Annotated in this window: 18 protein-coding genes; 10 read left to right on the top strand and 8 right to left on the bottom strand. The window is 56.7% G+C overall.

The features are described 5' to 3' along the window. Positions 1 to 27 precede the first annotated feature (27 nt). Positions 28 to 975, bottom strand: a complete 948-nt coding sequence (locus TH2_RS02470) for a LysR substrate-binding domain-containing protein (protein WP_008888812.1) — start codon at positions 973 to 975, stop codon at positions 28 to 30. 109 nt (positions 976 to 1,084) lie between these two features. Here TH2_RS02470 and TH2_RS02465 point away from each other — a divergent pair, with 109 nt between their 5' ends. From TH2_RS02465 to TH2_RS02455, 3 genes are all read left to right on the top strand, one after another. Continuing rightward, positions 1,085 to 1,504: a VOC family protein gene (locus TH2_RS02465; RefSeq protein WP_008888811.1), complete on the top strand. Its 420-nt coding sequence runs from the start codon at positions 1,085 to 1,087 to the stop codon at positions 1,502 to 1,504. Between the two features lie 169 nt (positions 1,505 to 1,673). Beyond that, positions 1,674 to 2,621: a 2-hydroxyacid dehydrogenase gene (locus tag TH2_RS02460; protein ID WP_008888810.1), complete on the top strand. Its 948-nt coding sequence runs from the start codon at positions 1,674 to 1,676 to the stop codon at positions 2,619 to 2,621. A gap of 150 nt (positions 2,622 to 2,771) precedes the next feature. Further along, entirely contained in the window at positions 2,772 to 3,275 is a 504-nt protein-coding gene (locus TH2_RS02455) for an SRPBCC domain-containing protein (RefSeq protein WP_008888809.1), read from the top strand. On the opposite strand, the gene TH2_RS02450 is transcribed toward TH2_RS02455, so the two are convergent. Beyond that, complete coding sequence (locus tag TH2_RS02450; RefSeq protein WP_008888808.1) at positions 3,261 to 4,178, bottom strand: LysR family transcriptional regulator; 918 nt, start codon at positions 4,176 to 4,178, stop codon at positions 3,261 to 3,263. The genes TH2_RS02455 and TH2_RS02450 overlap by 15 nt on opposite strands. 126 nt (positions 4,179 to 4,304) lie before the next feature. Between TH2_RS02450 and TH2_RS02445 the strand changes: the two genes are divergently transcribed. The 5 genes from TH2_RS02445 (at position 4,305) to TH2_RS02425 (ending at position 7,284) form a co-directional block, all read left to right on the top strand. Then, positions 4,305 to 5,045, top strand: a complete 741-nt coding sequence (locus TH2_RS02445) for an SDR family oxidoreductase (RefSeq protein ID WP_008888807.1) — start codon at positions 4,305 to 4,307, stop codon at positions 5,043 to 5,045. A gap of 198 nt (positions 5,046 to 5,243) precedes the next feature. Then, entirely contained in the window at positions 5,244 to 5,759 is a 516-nt protein-coding gene (locus TH2_RS02440; protein ID WP_008888806.1) for a GNAT family N-acetyltransferase, read from the top strand. A gap of 109 nt (positions 5,760 to 5,868) precedes the next feature. After that, positions 5,869 to 6,162: a hypothetical protein gene (locus tag TH2_RS02435; RefSeq protein ID WP_008888805.1), complete on the top strand. Its 294-nt coding sequence runs from the start codon at positions 5,869 to 5,871 to the stop codon at positions 6,160 to 6,162. 68 nt (positions 6,163 to 6,230) lie between these two features. Beyond that, a complete protein-coding gene (locus TH2_RS02430; protein ID WP_008888804.1) occupies positions 6,231 to 6,527 on the top strand; it encodes a hypothetical protein in 297 nt (98 codons plus the stop codon). 157 nt (positions 6,528 to 6,684) lie between these two features. Next, the gene (locus tag TH2_RS02425; protein ID WP_008888803.1) at positions 6,685 to 7,284 is read left to right on the top strand and encodes a class I SAM-dependent methyltransferase; all 600 of its coding nucleotides are present in this window, start codon (positions 6,685 to 6,687) and stop codon (positions 7,282 to 7,284) included. A 77-nt stretch (positions 7,285 to 7,361) separates the two neighbouring features. On the opposite strand, the gene TH2_RS02420 is transcribed toward TH2_RS02425, so the two are convergent. Both TH2_RS02420 and TH2_RS02415 read right to left on the bottom strand, forming a co-directional pair. Beyond that, positions 7,362 to 8,348, bottom strand: coding sequence for an aldo/keto reductase (locus tag TH2_RS02420; protein WP_008888802.1), 987 nt, complete (start codon positions 8,346 to 8,348; stop codon positions 7,362 to 7,364). Between the two features lie 12 nt (positions 8,349 to 8,360). After that, on the bottom strand, positions 8,361 to 9,137 hold the full coding sequence (locus tag TH2_RS02415; RefSeq protein ID WP_008888801.1) for an SDR family NAD(P)-dependent oxidoreductase: 777 nt from the start codon (positions 9,135 to 9,137) through the stop codon (positions 8,361 to 8,363). A gap of 121 nt (positions 9,138 to 9,258) precedes the next feature. Between TH2_RS02415 and TH2_RS02410 the strand changes: the two genes are divergently transcribed. Continuing rightward, positions 9,259 to 10,164, top strand: a complete 906-nt coding sequence (locus TH2_RS02410; protein WP_008888800.1) for a LysR family transcriptional regulator — start codon at positions 9,259 to 9,261, stop codon at positions 10,162 to 10,164. Between the two features lie 29 nt (positions 10,165 to 10,193). On the opposite strand, the gene TH2_RS02405 is transcribed toward TH2_RS02410, so the two are convergent. Together TH2_RS02405 and TH2_RS02400 are read right to left on the bottom strand one after the other, a co-directional pair. After that, complete coding sequence (locus TH2_RS02405; RefSeq protein WP_008888799.1) at positions 10,194 to 11,705, bottom strand: YifB family Mg chelatase-like AAA ATPase; 1,512 nt, start codon at positions 11,703 to 11,705, stop codon at positions 10,194 to 10,196. 218 nt (positions 11,706 to 11,923) lie between these two features. Continuing rightward, entirely contained in the window at positions 11,924 to 12,838 is a 915-nt protein-coding gene (locus TH2_RS02400) for an AraC family transcriptional regulator (RefSeq protein ID WP_238538644.1), read from the bottom strand. Positions 12,839 to 13,007: 169 nt separating this feature from the next. Between TH2_RS02400 and TH2_RS02395 the strand changes: the two genes are divergently transcribed. Then, entirely contained in the window at positions 13,008 to 13,763 is a 756-nt protein-coding gene (locus TH2_RS02395) for an SDR family NAD(P)-dependent oxidoreductase (protein ID WP_008888797.1), read from the top strand. A gap of 197 nt (positions 13,764 to 13,960) precedes the next feature. Here the strand turns inward: TH2_RS02395 and TH2_RS02390 are convergent, their stop codons facing one another. Both TH2_RS02390 and TH2_RS02385 read right to left on the bottom strand, forming a co-directional pair. Beyond that, a complete protein-coding gene (locus TH2_RS02390) occupies positions 13,961 to 14,368 on the bottom strand; it encodes a VOC family protein (protein WP_008888796.1) in 408 nt (135 codons plus the stop codon). Between the two features lie 38 nt (positions 14,369 to 14,406). Then, the gene (locus TH2_RS02385; protein WP_008888795.1) at positions 14,407 to 14,844 is read right to left on the bottom strand and encodes a YybH family protein; all 438 of its coding nucleotides are present in this window, start codon (positions 14,842 to 14,844) and stop codon (positions 14,407 to 14,409) included. Positions 14,845 to 14,857: the final 13 nt, after the last annotated feature.

Raw genomic sequence — 14,857 nt, 5'->3', positions numbered from 1 at the left:
CGTCCATAATTTCAAGTACTTGCCGCTTTATTCTGACAAACCGGATTGACTTGCCAAACCGAGCACCCAATCACGAAAGGCGCGCACTTCCGGCACGTCCTGACGGCTTTCCGGTGTGATCAGATAGTATTCGCCGCTGGATTTGAGGCGGGCTTCGCTGACGATTTCAAGACTGCCCTCAGCCAGAGGTCCTTCGATCAAAACCCTTGGTAACAGGGCGATTCCCATGCCGGCCTTGGCGGCTTCGATCAGCATGAAGAAGTGTTCAAACGCCGGTCCGGGCGCACCGGTGATGGCAATCCCGTTGGCCTGCGCCCAGTCATGCCATGCCTTGGGCCGGGTGGTGTGGACCAGTCGCGGGTAACGTCCGATCAATTCGGACGGATCAACAGGGCTGTTTTTGCCCGTTGCATCACCTGAAGAAACATATCCGGGTCTGGCGACAACCACTTGAATTTCATCAAAAAGCTTGTCGCATATCATGCCGGGCCAGCGACCATCGCCGAAATAAAGCCCGACATCCATCTGGCGCGCGCCAAGGTCCGGGCTGCGTTCCGGGGTGGCGAAATTAAGCGCCAGGGTTTCGATCACCGGGCGGATATCGGGATGTTCGTTTTGAAATCGATTTAATCTTGGAATCAACCAGCTGCTGGCCAAGGTATGCAGTGCGCCGATAACCAGTTTCCGCTCCCCCGCACCATGGGTGACCAGATCAAGGGTGGCGGCCTCGATCTCGTCCAAGGCCCGGCGCAGACTAGGCAAATAGGCCCGACCGGCTTCGCGCAAGGTCAGTTTTGGGCCATTACGCTCGAACAAAGTCATGCCAAGGCTGGCTTCAAGATTGGCGACCTGCTGGCTGATGGCACCCGAGGTGACGGAGAGTTCCGCAGCCGCGCGGGCAAAGCTGCCAAGCCGGGCGGCGGCTTCAAAGGCGCGCAAGGCGTTCAGCGGCGGAGTGGTCGGGCGCAGCGCCATATCGATAGTTTTCCTGATCTTAAATTCAGAACTTCTGATTTTACGCCCGGTATTATGCTGATTTAGACTGTCTCTAACAACACAGCATTAGATTATCTAGGAGACACCCATGTCACTGCCCCCGTTCCATCTGGCCTTCCCGATCAAATCGATATCTGACACCCGCGCGTTCTATATCGATATCCTCGGCTGTGATGAGGGCCGCTCGACCGAGGCTTGGATTGATTTTGATTTCTTTGGGCATCAGCTTTCTGCCCATGTCCGCCCCGAAGCCGGCCAGAACAAGGGCGCCGGTGATGTCGATGGCGATGCAGTGCCGATCCCGCATTTCGGGGCGGTTCTGGAATGGGAAAAATGGCACGCACTGGCCGACAAGCTTAAGGCGGCCAATGTCAAATTCCTGCTCGAACCCAAGATCCGGTTTAAGGGTGAGCCGGGCGAACAGGGCACCTTCTTTGTCGAAGACCCGGCGGGAAATGGTCTTGAATTCAAAACCTTCCGCGATCCGGCGATGATCTTTGCCCATTAAGTCTGCACAAACCCTGTGCCGACCCGGCCTTGTGAAAGCAGGCCGGTCCGTGACAGACTGTAATTGACGCGCCAACTGACGCGCCGGAACGCTTTGCGCTCTGGCGCGTTTGATATGTACAAACCTTTTTCATCGCCCCAACTTTCGACGTTTTGACCAGGAGACCCCGATGGCAACCACCAACGCCCCGCTCAATATTCTGATTTCCGCTGCCGGCGACGATCAAAAGTGGAAAAGCGTGATGGTTGACCGCCTGCCGGATGCCAATATCGTGACCGAGGAAGACGATTACGATCCTGAAACGATTGACTATGCCCTGTTCTGGAAACAGCCGCAGGGCCTGATCAAGACGCTGCCGACGCTCAAGGCGATCTTCTCGCTCGGTGCTGGCGTGGATCATGTTGTTTCCTCGCCCAGCCTGCCCAAGGAACTGCCGGTCATTCGTCTGGAAGATGCCGGGATGGCCGATCAGATGGTGCAATATCATCTTTACGCCGCGCTTCACTTCATGCGCGACTTTGATGTCTATAGCGCCCAGCAGGCCAAGGCCGACTGGACCCAGCATGACGTCGCACGCATTTCGCAATGCCGGGTCGGTGTCATGGGGCTTGGCGCACTGGGCTCTGCCGTTGCCGTGTCACTTTCCAGTCTCGGCTTTACCGTTTCGGGCTGGAGCCGCTCGATGAAGGCGATTGAAGGCATTTCAACCTATGCCGGTAAGGAAACGCTGGCAGAATTTCTTGGTCAGTCCGATATCCTGATCTGCCTTCTGCCACGCACGTCGGAAACCGAAAACGTGCTTAACAGCAGCACGCTCTCCTTCCTGCCCAAGGGGGCTGCGATCATTAATGCCGCCCGGGGTGCGATGATCAACGAAGCGGACTTGCTGCGCGCGATTGATACTGGCCATCTGCGCGGCGCGTTTTTGGATGTCGCAGCGACCGAACCGCTGCCCGAAAGCCATCCGTTCTGGGATCACGGGAAAATCCGCATCACCCCGCACATTGCGGCCGCGACCCGGTTTGAAGAATCGGTCGATCAGATTGCCGAAAACCTCGATCGTCTGGCCCGCGGCGAAACACCGCGTGGTCTGGTCAATCGCGAGGTCGGCTACTAAGCCGCCAAAGCTCAAACCACACACCCTTCAAACCCGATCCGGCGCATTATGCCTGCCGGATCGGGTTTTGCTTGTCCGCCCACGGGCTTTCTGCAAAACAGGAACAGCCGCCCGCGAGGTCGGTGTCATTGCTGTTAAACGGGATTTTCGATGTCAGCCAAAACCTTTGTTGCGCTTCGCGTTGACTGTGACGCCGCCACCGCCTTTGACCAGTTCACGGGCGGGATTGATCACTGGTGGAAACAGGGGCCGCGCAACCGCCTGCTTGGCAATCGTCCGGGCATCATGGAATTTGGAACGGAAAATGGCGTGCGCTATTTGCAGGAAGTCGATAAACGCCGCCCCGATTTCATCGTCCGCGCCGGTAAGGTCACCAAGTGGGAGCCCGCCAAGCACCTGAGTTTTGAGTGGAACTGGCCGATGGCCGACCCCAAGGAACCGGCGACATTGGTCGATATCCGATTTAGCGGGCAGGGCGACTACACCCGCATCACGCTGGAACATCTTGGTCTTGAAAAGCCGATGGCCCATCCCGGGCGCAATGGCCTGAATGACAACCGTTTCAAACCGATGATGACCCATTACTGGCAGGCGCATCTGGTTTCATTGCGAAACCGGATCAATATGCTTTCGCGCGACTCAAACCCGGCCTGACCCGGCAAAATCAAGCCCGGCCAGCAATTCTGTCAGCCAGTCGACAAACACCCTTACACGCGCCGAAAGCTGCCGGTTTTGCGGATACAGCACCGAAACCGGCATCGGATCGGGCGGGCAATCGGGCAGGATTTCAATCAGTTTCCCCGATTTAAGGTCATCGGCAACGCGATAGCGCGGCACCTGGACAATCCCCAATCCCGCCGCGGCACAGGCGGCGTAGCTATCGGCGCCGGTCACTGAAATACTGGCCGGCAGCATGATCTCGCACAGCTTGCCATCGACCCTGAAATCAAGCGGGATCGGCTTGTCATCGGCTCCCGATAAAAAACAAACCATCTGATGCCCCTGACTTTTCAGGTCTGCAAGTGTATCGGGCATGCCAATGCGGGCAATGTAATCGGGGCTGGCAACGGTCGCCTCGTGCAAAAGCGCCAAGCGCCGCCCGATCATCGATGAACTGGCCAGATCGCCACTGCGCAACACGCAATCAAAGCCTTCATGCACCAGATCAACAAAACGATCCCCATCGGCCAGCACCAGATCGATCCCCGGATAGAGACCCCGAAAATCACCAAGCGCCGGGATGATAAAGGTCCGCGCCAGCGTGCCTTGCAAATTAACCCTGAGCAACCCTTTGGGATCGGCATTGGTAAAGCTGCCATCGGCCTCTTCGAGGTCAGCCAGAATCCTTACACAGCGTTGGTAATAGGCATCCCCGTCGCGGGTCGGGTTGACGGTGCGCGTCGTGCGTTCCAGCAACCGGGTGCCCAGCCGTTCTTCCAACCGCTGAATAGAATTGGTCATGGTCGCACGCGGGATCAAAAGATCGCTCGCTGCCTTGGTAAAGCTTTTGCGCTCTACCACGCGCACGAAATTGCGCATTTCCTCAAACCGGTCCATCCGCCATCCTGATTGTTATTCAATTTCGAATAATGATGTCGAATATAACCTAATTATCCAAAAAGTCATCTTGGGCATAGTGGGCCCATGCCCTTGAGGCCCCCGTAACCACCAAGGAGACTTTTGATGTCTGCCAATCAAAACAAAGCCGCCATCATCACCGGCGCATCGCGCGGCATTGGCGTGGCGCTTGCCAAACGTCTGGCAGCGGATGGCTTTAACGTTGTCATCAACTATGCCAGCTCTGCTGGCCCGGCAGAAGAACTGGCCGAAAGCCTGAAATCTCAGGGCCACAAGGCCATCGCAATCAAGGCTGATATTGCCCGGCAGGATGCGGTTAAGGCCCTGTTTGACAAAACCATCGCCGAATTTGGCGGTGTTGATGTCATCGTCAATAACGCCGGTGTCATGACGACCACCCCGATTGCCGACATGGATGATGCCACCTATGACGCGATGATGGACATTAATGTACGCGGCACCTTCAACATGCTGCGCGAAGGGGCAAAACACCTGCGTGACCATGGTCGGGTGATCAATTTCTCAACCACCGCCCTGCACCTAAAACTGCCGGGTTATGCCGTCTATAACGCCACCAAGGCCGCGGTCGAGGCCATGACGGGTGTGTTCGCCAAGGAACTGCGCGGTCGCCAGATCACGGTCAATGCCGTTGCGCCGGGCCCGGTTGCAACCGAACTGTTCCTCAATGGCAAGACCGAGGAACAGATCGCCAATTTCGCAAAGATGCCACCGCTCGAACGGCTTGGTGAACCTGATGACATCGCCGGTGTGGTGTCCTTCCTCGCCGGACCGGATTCCGGCTGGGTGGATGGTCAGACCATCCGTGCCAATGGTGGTCTTGCCTGACCTCCAGAAACCCTGCTTGCCGGGGTCCCTGGTTTGATATCGGCATGATTTTCCCCCATCCCCGTGCCGGTCTTTGGCCTTGGGGCCCACAACGCTGGCAATGACGCCGCCTGGTGCACAAACGGCGGCGTCATTGCCATATTGCCTTGATCCCCGGCTTTGCCCATGATGGCCCGCCATCAGCAAAGGGATCCCGCAATGTCGAACGCCGCCGCCAACAGCGCCACCACTAAATCCGATGACATCACGTTTCGCTATGCCACCCGCGATGATTTGCCTGCCATCGTTGCCCTTCTGGCCGATGATGAAAAAGGCAAAACCCGCGAGGAACCTGGCGATCCGCTTCCCGATGCCTATTACGCCGCGTTTGATGCCATGGCGTCCCAGTCAACCGATGCCCTGCCCAACAAATATCTTCTGGCCATCAAGGGCACGGACATTGTCGGCTGTTTGCAGCTGACCCTGATCGCCGGATTGTCGCGGCGCGGCCAGCTGCGCGCCCAGATCGAAGGGGTGCGGGTGGCAAGCCGCACCCGCGGTCAGAAGATCGGCGAAAAACTGATCAAGCAATCCATTTCGATTTCGAAATCACTTGGCGCGGCTCTGATACAGTTTACCACGGATAAAACCCGCAAGGATGCCCATCGGTTTTATGAACGGCTTGGATTTGTCGCCAGCCACGAGGGCATGAAGATGGCTCTTGACCCCAAATAGGCCTTAGATTTCTGCCAGATTGCGCACACGCAAATACGCCGGGCGCATTTCGTGATAGGGTCTGATGATTGTTGGCCTTACGGCTGCATCCATCGAACGGAGGACCATCATGAACTTGAGCGAATTACAAGATCTGGCCCGTGAACGCGGCTTTTCGCATGTTTTCAGCGCATCGGAAAACCATGTCACATGCGATGGCAAACAGGCGAAATATAGCGCCGATGATTTGACCATCATCGATTCACGTTCTGTCGATGCCGGAACTGACCCGGGCGATGACGCCACCCTTTACATGATCGAGGCCAGCGACGGCACGCGCGGCATGCTGATTGTGCCCAACAGCTTTGATACCGACCGCAACAAGGCCGATCTGATCGACAGTCTTCGCCGCAAGCACAGCTGATTTCGGAACAAGCAGCCAGAATTTGCGTTTTGCCTTTATCAGACAATTTTTGATCGAGGAGGCCCGCAATGACCTTGGCTGATCTTCAGGCAAACGCCAAAGAACACGGTTTTGAACATCATTTCATGGCCGAGGAAGGCGGTGTACGCAGTGACGGCACCGGCAAGCTTTATACCCCGGACGAGCTGCGCCTTGTCCATTCCAACAGCACCGACCAAGGCACCGATCCGGGTGACGAGGCAACCCTGTTCATGATCGAGGCCAATGACGGCACCAAGGGTGTGATGATCATGGCCGATGCATTTCATGCCGATCCGCACAAAGCCGAAATCATTGATGTTCTGCGCCGTAATCGGGCTGCGTAATCAATTGCGTTGAACGCCACCTCGCACGTTCCCACATTCCAAGATGGACACGTTGCCGGGTGGCATTCCGCAAAATGAACACAAATAAGCGCCCGAAGCGACATAAAGGGTAGGCAGTTTAAGCGCCATCCCTTTACCAAGTGGGGCATTTCATTCGATGTCGGACTTTTTGCCTTTCATTCGCGCCTGGGTCACTGATCCCAGAAAAATATCCGCCATTTCGCCCTCAAGCCCGGCGCTGGCGCGGCTGATCACATCCGAAATCAACACCCAAAGCACCCCGGTTCTGGAACTCGGACCGGGGACAGGTGTGTTTACCCGTGCACTTCTTGATCGCGGCTTGCGCGAAGATGACCTGACATTGATCGAAGCCGGACCGGATTTCTCCCGCCTGCTTTCCGAACGCTATCCCAGGGCCCGCATCCTGCAAATGGATGCCTGCCGTTTGGGCAAAAAGGGCCTGTTTGGCGCCGGCGAACTGGCAAGCGCGATTAGCGGCCTGCCGCTTCTGTCGATGTCACCGCGCCAGATCATGGGCATCTTGTCGGGGAGTTTTGAATATCTGCGTGACGACGGCGCATTTTACCAGTTCACCTATGGCCCGCGCTGCCCGGTGCCAGAGGCCATCCTGGCCCGGCTTGATTTGCAGGCAACGCGCATCGGCACCACGGTACGCAATGTCCCGCCCTCGTCGGTCTATAAGATCGAACGCAAAAGCCGCCCGGAAATGCTCAGCGAAGTCCGCAAATCCGCCTGAAACGCAAAAAGGGGCACCAACCGCATGGTGCCCCTTTATCTGCGTCATTGCCCGTTAAGGCCGATGGATGCGTTTGATCACCACAAATGATGAACGTGCGGGGCGATGCGTTGCTCATAGATGTCGCGCAATTCACCGATCACCTCTGAGGGCAGCGGTGCCACATCACTTGCCGCCGCATTTGCCGCGGCCTGGTCTGCATTCTTTGCCCCCGGGATTACAACACCAACGGCTTCTTCCATCAAAATCCAGCGCAGGGCGAACTGCGCCATCGTAATATTGTCCGGAACCAGCCGGCGGATTTCCTCAACAGCTTCAAGCGCAACATCAAACGGCACACCGGCAAATGTTTCGCCCTTGTCAAACGCCTCGCCGTTGCGGTTAAACGCACGGTGGTCGTCTGCGGCAAAGGCGGTGTCCTTGGTCATCTTGCCGGTCAAAAGGCCCGACGCCAGCGGCACACGGACGATCACCCCGACATTCTTTGCTTTTGCCTCGCGGAAGAAAAGTCCCGACGGGCGTTGGCGGAAGATGTTGTAAATGATCTGAACCGAGGCCACACCGGGATATTCGATGGCTTTGAGGCCTTCTTCGACCTTCTCGACCGAAACACCGTAATTGCGGATTTTCCCGGCCGTGACCATTTCCTCCATCACCTCGAACACATCCGGGCGATAGAAAACCTCTGTCGGTGGGCAATGAAGCTGCACCAGATCAAGACAATCCGTCGCAAGGTTCTTAAGGCTGCGTTCAACAAACGCTGTCAGGTTCTGTTTGTTGTATCCCTCGGACACATGCGGATCGAGACGACGTCCGGCCTTGGTTGCGATGAACGGACGTTCGCCACCGCGTTCTTTCATGACATCGGCGATGATTTTTTCCGACCGGCCATCACCGTAAACGTCGGCGGTATCAATGAATGTCGTGCCATTATCAAGGGCGGCATGCAGGGCCGCCCGCGCGTCAGCCTCTGATACATCGCCCCAGGCGCCACCAATGGCCCATGCACCGAAACCGACTTCCGAAACCGTGCGGCCTGTCTTCCCAAATTTTCTGTAGTTCATCTATTGTTGCTCCTAAGGCATTAACTGGCCGCCATTAACCTCGATGATCTGGCCTGTGATGTAGCCGGCCATCGCGTTCGAGGCGAGAAACAGGAACGCCCCGACACATTCATCCGGGCGGCCCACGCGGCCCATCGGTACTGTTGCGCTTTGCGCGGCAAGAACATCGGCCGGTGTATAGCGGTCATGAAACGGCGTCTGGATAAGACCCGGCGAAACGGCGTTCACGCGAATGCCGTCCGCCACAAATTCCTTTGCCTGTCCGCGCGTCAGGCTGCTGACAAAGGATTTTGCCGCCGCATACAGCACAGCACCACCCCCGCCGCCATTGCGCGCAGCAATCGATGTCGTGTTGACCACAAAGCCGTTTTCCGACGCTTTGAGGTAGGGGTACGCCGCCACGGTGGCTTCCCAGACTGATTTGCCATTGAGCGCAAAGACACGGTCAAGATGCTCGGGCTCCACCTCGGTCGTCGGCACACGGCCCAGCATGCCACCGGCATTGTTGATCAGACCATCCAGCCCGCCAAGCATCCGGGCGGCTTCCCTGACGACTTTCGTCGGGGTACCCGTTTCACTCATATCGCCCTGAACAGCTACGACATGCTCGGGAAACTCTGCCTGAAGGGCGCGTGCTGCATCACTGCTTTCATTATAATGAAGCGCAACCTTGGCACCCTGCGCGGCAAACCCCCTGACAATCTCGGCCCCGATCCCGGTTGAGCCCCCGGTTACCAGAACACGTCGCGACATCAGGTCTGGAATCCTGACTGCCTGAATATCACTCATTGCATTCCTCCGGCTGAATTGTCTGACTTTTGGCCAGATTACTTGTTGCACCGACCCGTGTGGTGTGGTTTTTCATGAACTGAAATCATCCACAAAGTGAATAGAGTTCAACTTGGCTGGAATGGACCGCGCAGAGTTTGCCGATCTACGCTTGTTTCTGGCAATTGTCCGCCGCCAGAGCTTCAAGGCTGCAGCGATTGAATTTGGACTTTCGCCGTCGGCGGCCAGTCACGCGATCCGCCGTCTCGAAAGCCGCCTTGGCGTAAAGCTGATCAATCGAACCACCCGGTCGATCGTGGCGACCGAACTGGGTCAGGACCTTGCAACCAAGCTCGCCGAGGGCTTTGATAAACTTGATGAAGCACTCCAGACGCTTGATGCCCCCGGTGCCGCCAGCTTTGGCGAGGTCCGCATCAACGCCTTTTCCGATGCCGCACACCTTCTGATCGCCCCGGCATTGCCGGAATTTGCCAAAACCTTCCCAGATGTCAGCCTCAGCATAATCGTTGAAAACCGGCCGATTGATATCGTCGCCGAAGGATATGATGCCGGCATCCGGTTCGGCCATCTGGTCCCCGAAGACATGGTTGCCGTCGCACTCAGCGGACCGCAGCGCTGGGTCGTAGTCGGCGCACCGGATTATCTTGCAAGCCGCGGAAAACCCGATAGCCCCGACGATCTGCGCAATCACACATGCCTGCAGCTTCTTCTCGGCGACAATTCACCGTTTCCCTGGGAACTTGGCATTGGCCCCGATCAGAAAAGCTACCGCGTGCCGGGCCATATCACCATTCAGGACACGGCAACCACGATTTCGGCTGCCAAGGCCGGGCTTGGACTGGCCTATTTGCTGGAATCGCGCATTGCCGATGACCTTGCCAGCGGGCAGCTGGAAATCGTGCTGGAAGACCATGCATCATCTGATGATCCCTTCCATATGTATTACAGCAGCCGCCACAACAATCATCCGGGCTTGCGCGGTCTGATCAATATCATCCGCAAACAGAACGGCCTGTCCCGCATATGATCACACCCGGGTCGCCCAATGACGGGGGATTAGCGCCGATAGACCATCTGTCGGTAATTCAGCGCCTCGGCAATATGGCCGCGCTTGACGGCCGCACTGCCCGAAAGATCGGCAATGGTGCGCGCCACCCGCAATATCCGGTGATAACCGCGGGCCGATAACTTCATCTGACGCGCTGCATCCTGCAACAATCCGCGGCCTTCGGTATCAAGGGCGGCGGCCTCCTGCAGGACTTCACCATCGGCCAGCGCATTGGTCGATATGTTTTCGTTTTTATATCGCAACATTTGCAATTCACGGGCCAGAAATACCCGTTCGCGTACCGCCTGACTGGTTTCGCCTTTGGCCGGTAAATCAAGGTCTTCGGGCTTCACAGCCGGTACTTCGATCTGGATATCAAACCGGTCCAGAAGCGGCCCTGAAAGCCGTGCCTGATATTCCTCGCCACAGCGTGGGGCGCGGGTGCAGGCCAGCTCGTTATCCCCCAAATAGCCACACCGGCACGGGTTCATCGCCGCCACCAATTGCACGCGCGCCGGATAGGTCACATGCGCATTGGCGCGCGCAACCGATACCTGCCCGGTTTCAAGCGGCTGGCGCAGGGCATCCAATACATTACGCTGGAATTCCGGCAATTCATCCAAGAATAAAACGCCATTATGGGCCAGCGAAATCTCGCCCGGCTTGACCCGATGGCCACCACCGACAAGGGCCGGCATAGAGGCAGAGTGATGGGGCTGGCGGAACGGGCGGGTGCGGATCAGGCCACCTTCGGGCAACATTCCGGATACGGAATGGATAACGGTGGTTTCCAGTGCCTGTCTGGCATCAAGATCGGGCAAAATGCCCGGCAAGCGGGCCGCCAGCATCGATTTTCCCGATCCGGGCGGACCGGACATCAAAAGGTTATGGCCGCCAGCCGCTGCGATCTCAAGCGCGCGTTTGGCACTTTCCTGTCCCTTGATATCGCGCAGGTCGCCATGGAAATCATTGAACTCGTCGGTGTCGCGCCGGATCGGGCGGGGTAGAATTTGCGTGCCTTTGAAATGATTGATCAGGGCCACAAGGCTTATGGGTGCCAGGATCTCAAGATCACCGGCCCAAAGGGCCTCGGCCCCGTTGGCGTTCGGACAAATGATGCCGCATTCCTGCATCCCGGCTTCCATGGCGGCGGGCAACACGCCGCCAACCTTGGTGATGCTGCCATCCAGCCCCAATTCACCCAGTACGAGAAACCGCTCGATATCGTCATGGCCGATGACATCCATCTCGACCAGAATCCCAAGCGCAATCGGCAGATCGAAATGCGATCCTTCCTTCAGCAAGTCGGCCGGGGCAAGATTAATCGTGATGCGTTTGGGGGGCAGCGCCAATCCCATCGCCGAAAGCGCGGATCGCACCCGTTCACGGGCCTCGGACACCGCCTTGTCGGGCAGGCCAACCACCGTAAAGGCCGGAAGGCCACTTGCCATTTGCACCTGCACGTCAACAGGGATCGTTTCAATCCCGGCAAAGGCAACTGTGGTAACCCGCGCTGTCAATTTGCCTGACCCCCATAACCCCAAGTTGCATTACTTTGACGGGAAACCGGGGGCAAGGCAACATATCGTTTACGGGCAATCACTTGTCGTTCCGTTTAAGCCCGTAAATACCATGCTGCTATGTCAGGGTCCGTTCATTAAGAGAACACAATGGTATCAAACGCTGGCAACGCCAACCCCTGTCAGGTCGGCAGATTGGTCGCATGGCTCAAATTGGCTTATGCCGGTTGTAGGCCGGATGTTCCCACCCGGGTCTGACGCAGGTCGCGCCCCGGTGACACATTGAAAAGGCGGCTATATTCACGGGTAAACTGCGGCACGCTTTCATAACCGACTGCATAAGCTGCATCGGCGATTGCCGCGCCTTCGGCCATCATTCTTCGCCGTGCCTCGATCAGGCGAAGCTGCTTTTGGAATTGCAGGGGCGAAAGCGTCGTTGCCGCACGGAAATGCTGGTGAAATGACGAAATACTCATGCCTGCGGCCTCGGCAAGTTCATTCACCCGAAGGGTCTCGGCAAATTGCGCACGAATCAGCGCCACCGCGCGACTGATACGCTGGGCATGGCTGTCTGCGGTTCCCAGCCTGCGGATCGCAGTGCCATGTGACCCTGACAGCATCCAGTAATGCATTTCACGAAGCAGGCCGTCACCAAGGACCGAAATCGCCCCGGACCGGTTCAGAAACTGCATCAATCGGGTTGCCACATCTTCGACATGGGGATCAAACCGCTCGACAGAGATCGGCCCGCCTTGCCCGTGCGGAAGGCCGATTGCCGCCGCAATATCGGCAATCATCGCCAGATCAAGTTCAAGAATCAGCGCGTAATAGGGCGCCGCAACGCTTGCCTTGGAAATCTGGCTGACGGTCGGCACATCTGCAGAAATCAAAAGCGCATCACCCGGACCAAGATCAAATGTCTCCGCCCCCATTGTCACCAGTTTGCGCCCCTGAAGCACCGTCGCGACAAGTGGCCGGTTGATCGCCACCTGAAGCGCACCGGGATAGAGAACCCGCACCATCGAAAGGCCGGGCACCGGTGTTTGGGCCACACCGGACTGGTCTGCATGCGCATCGGCATAGCGCCGAACAAGATCAAACAGGGTTTGCACCATAAGCCTTTCACTGCTCACACAGGTCTTTTGGACAAGTCGATTGGATTAATAGGTAAGCATATGACCCAATATTGCAATTCGTTTTCCATCATTTGGATAAACAGGCAAAATTCATAGACAGACAGGCAACAACTGCCGTCAAGACAGGGGTAGGTTTCCGACATCGATAAACCTGAAAGGAAACATCATGTCGAAAATTTCCATGATCACCGGTGCCAACCGCGGACTTGGCCGCAACGCCGCCATCAGCATTGCCAAGGCGGGTAATGATGTCATCGTCACCTACCGTGGCAACGAAGCGCAGGCCCAGGAAGTCGTCGAAGAAATCCGCGCCCTTGGCCAAAAGGCCGTTGCGCTGCAACTTGATGTCACCAAAATCTCGACCTTCCCGGCCTTTGTTTCCACCCTGAAAAAGGCCCTGTCCGAAACCTTCGGACGCGACAGTTTTGATCATCTGATCAACAATGCCGGCCACGGCGAAATGACACCGTTCGCCGAAACCACTGAACAACAGTTCGACTCCCTGTTTGATGTCCATGTCAAAGGCGTGTTCTTCCTGGTCCAGGCAGTTTTGCCGATACTTGCCGATAACGGACGCATCATTACCTATTCATCGGGGCTGACACGCGTGTCCTTCCCGGGCTTTTCCGCCTATTCCGCGGCAAAGGGTGCGATTGAAATTCTGACGGTCTATCTGGCCAAGGAACTCGGCGAACGTGGCATCACGGCCAATTGCGTTGCCCCGGGCGCGATCGAGACCGACTTCCTTGGCGGTGCAGTCCGCGATACCCCCGCCTATAACGAGGCCTTTGCCAGCATGACTGCCCTTGGCCGGGTCGGTTTGCCCGATGATATCGGTCCGATGGTTGCAAGCCTGCTGCGCGATGACAATCGCTGGGTCACAGCCCAGCGGATCGAGGTTTCAGGCGGTCAAACGATCTGATCCCACTCACGTATCCAGCTCTTAATTCCCCTGAACCGGGGCGATTAAAACAAACAACCCGGCACATAAGTCTGCGTGCCGGGTTGTTTACGTGATCTGATAAGCGCAAGCATAAAAACATTTCGCTTTAACAACTAACTGATTTCTCAGAGATCTCCCCGATCCACCAGACCGCCAAGTTTGGTGCGGGTGGGCACCTATGCCGGTTCCATGTCGGTATTGACCATCCAGGGTGTGCCGAACTTGTCAGTCACCAGACCAAAGCCCTTTGACCAAAACGTTTCTTCGAACGGCATGATGACTGTGCCACCGTCGGCAAGCCCGTCAAAGTAAGCGCGCGCCTTTTCGGCAGTCGGGGCATGAATGGAAATGTTCATGCCTTTCATCGCCTCGAAATGTTCGGATGGGCTGTCAGACGCCATGATGTTCCAGCCATCACCGACAAGGCAGGCATGGGCCATTTTGTCGGCCATGGCGGACATTTCTTCGGCCATCGGGGTTTCACCATAGGACATGGTAATAAGCTCACCTCCCAGAACAGACTGATAAAACTCCATTGCCGGGCGGCAATTACCATCAAAATTCAAATAGCTGATCACTTTCATCGGGGCTTCCTTTGTAAGATTGTGTTGATGGGCACGGCTTATGGCTCAAGCCCGAACTGGGCTTGGCCATTTTCGAAATCAAACGGCACGGAAAAATGCTCGTGCGCGATGCGCCATTGCCCGTCGCGCTTTTCAAGCTGAGTGCTTGAGCGCATCCAGCTTGAATGTTCGGTACCGTCCGGATCGCGCATGCCACAGCGGATCAGGAAATGCGCAACACCAAGATGGCCTGAGACGCGAATGTTTGGTGTCTGCATCTCGACAATCATGTCGGCGTCTTTGGGCAGGCATTTTTCCCAATGGGCGCGGTAATCGGCGGCACCGGTGAATTGCAGCGGTCCAACCGCGTCATAGGAACAGATATCGGGGTGATAAAGCGCCATGATCGCATCGATATCCTTGCTGCGATTGGCATTCGCCCAACGATCAAACAGATCTGCAATCGCCTGGCGATCCTTGGCTTGTTTTTCTGACATCAGACATATCCTT

Origin of the sequence: Thalassospira profundimaris WP0211 (genome assembly GCF_000300275.1) — a bacterium.
GTDB classification, from domain to species: Bacteria; Pseudomonadota; Alphaproteobacteria; order Rhodospirillales; family Thalassospiraceae; genus Thalassospira; species Thalassospira profundimaris.
The sequence above is the reverse complement of the archived record's forward strand: the minus strand, read 5'-3'. Positions and strand labels throughout refer to the sequence as shown.

Bases quoted from the DNA above. Each gene is read 5' to 3' on its own strand.
- TH2_RS02445 (WP_008888807.1), top strand. From the start codon at position 4,305: ATGTCTGCCAATCAAAACAAAGCCGCCATCATCACCGGCGCATCGCGC.
- TH2_RS02420 (WP_008888802.1), bottom strand. From the start codon at position 8,348: ATGAACTACAGAAAATTTGGGAAGACAGGCCGCACGGTTTCGGAAGTC.
- TH2_RS02455 (WP_008888809.1), top strand. From the start codon at position 2,772: ATGTCAGCCAAAACCTTTGTTGCGCTTCGCGTTGACTGTGACGCCGCC.
- TH2_RS02425 (WP_008888803.1), top strand. From the start codon at position 6,685: ATGTCGGACTTTTTGCCTTTCATTCGCGCCTGGGTCACTGATCCCAGA.
- TH2_RS02395 (WP_008888797.1), top strand. From the start codon at position 13,008: ATGTCGAAAATTTCCATGATCACCGGTGCCAACCGCGGACTTGGCCGC.
- TH2_RS02440 (WP_008888806.1), top strand. From the start codon at position 5,244: ATGTCGAACGCCGCCGCCAACAGCGCCACCACTAAATCCGATGACATC.
- TH2_RS02385 (WP_008888795.1), bottom strand. From the start codon at position 14,844: ATGTCAGAAAAACAAGCCAAGGATCGCCAGGCGATTGCAGATCTGTTT.
- TH2_RS02410 (WP_008888800.1), top strand. From the start codon at position 9,259: ATGGACCGCGCAGAGTTTGCCGATCTACGCTTGTTTCTGGCAATTGTC.
- TH2_RS02470 (WP_008888812.1), bottom strand. From the start codon at position 975: ATGGCGCTGCGCCCGACCACTCCGCCGCTGAACGCCTTGCGCGCCTTT.
- TH2_RS02430 (WP_008888804.1), top strand. From the start codon at position 6,231: ATGACCTTGGCTGATCTTCAGGCAAACGCCAAAGAACACGGTTTTGAA.
- TH2_RS02415 (WP_008888801.1), bottom strand. From the start codon at position 9,137: ATGAGTGATATTCAGGCAGTCAGGATTCCAGACCTGATGTCGCGACGT.
- TH2_RS02460 (WP_008888810.1), top strand. From the start codon at position 1,674: ATGGCAACCACCAACGCCCCGCTCAATATTCTGATTTCCGCTGCCGGC.
- TH2_RS02450 (WP_008888808.1), bottom strand. From the start codon at position 4,178: ATGGACCGGTTTGAGGAAATGCGCAATTTCGTGCGCGTGGTAGAGCGC.
- TH2_RS02465 (WP_008888811.1), top strand. From the start codon at position 1,085: ATGTCACTGCCCCCGTTCCATCTGGCCTTCCCGATCAAATCGATATCT.
- TH2_RS02435 (WP_008888805.1), top strand. From the start codon at position 5,869: ATGAACTTGAGCGAATTACAAGATCTGGCCCGTGAACGCGGCTTTTCG.
- TH2_RS02390 (WP_008888796.1), bottom strand. From the start codon at position 14,368: ATGAAAGTGATCAGCTATTTGAATTTTGATGGTAATTGCCGCCCGGCA.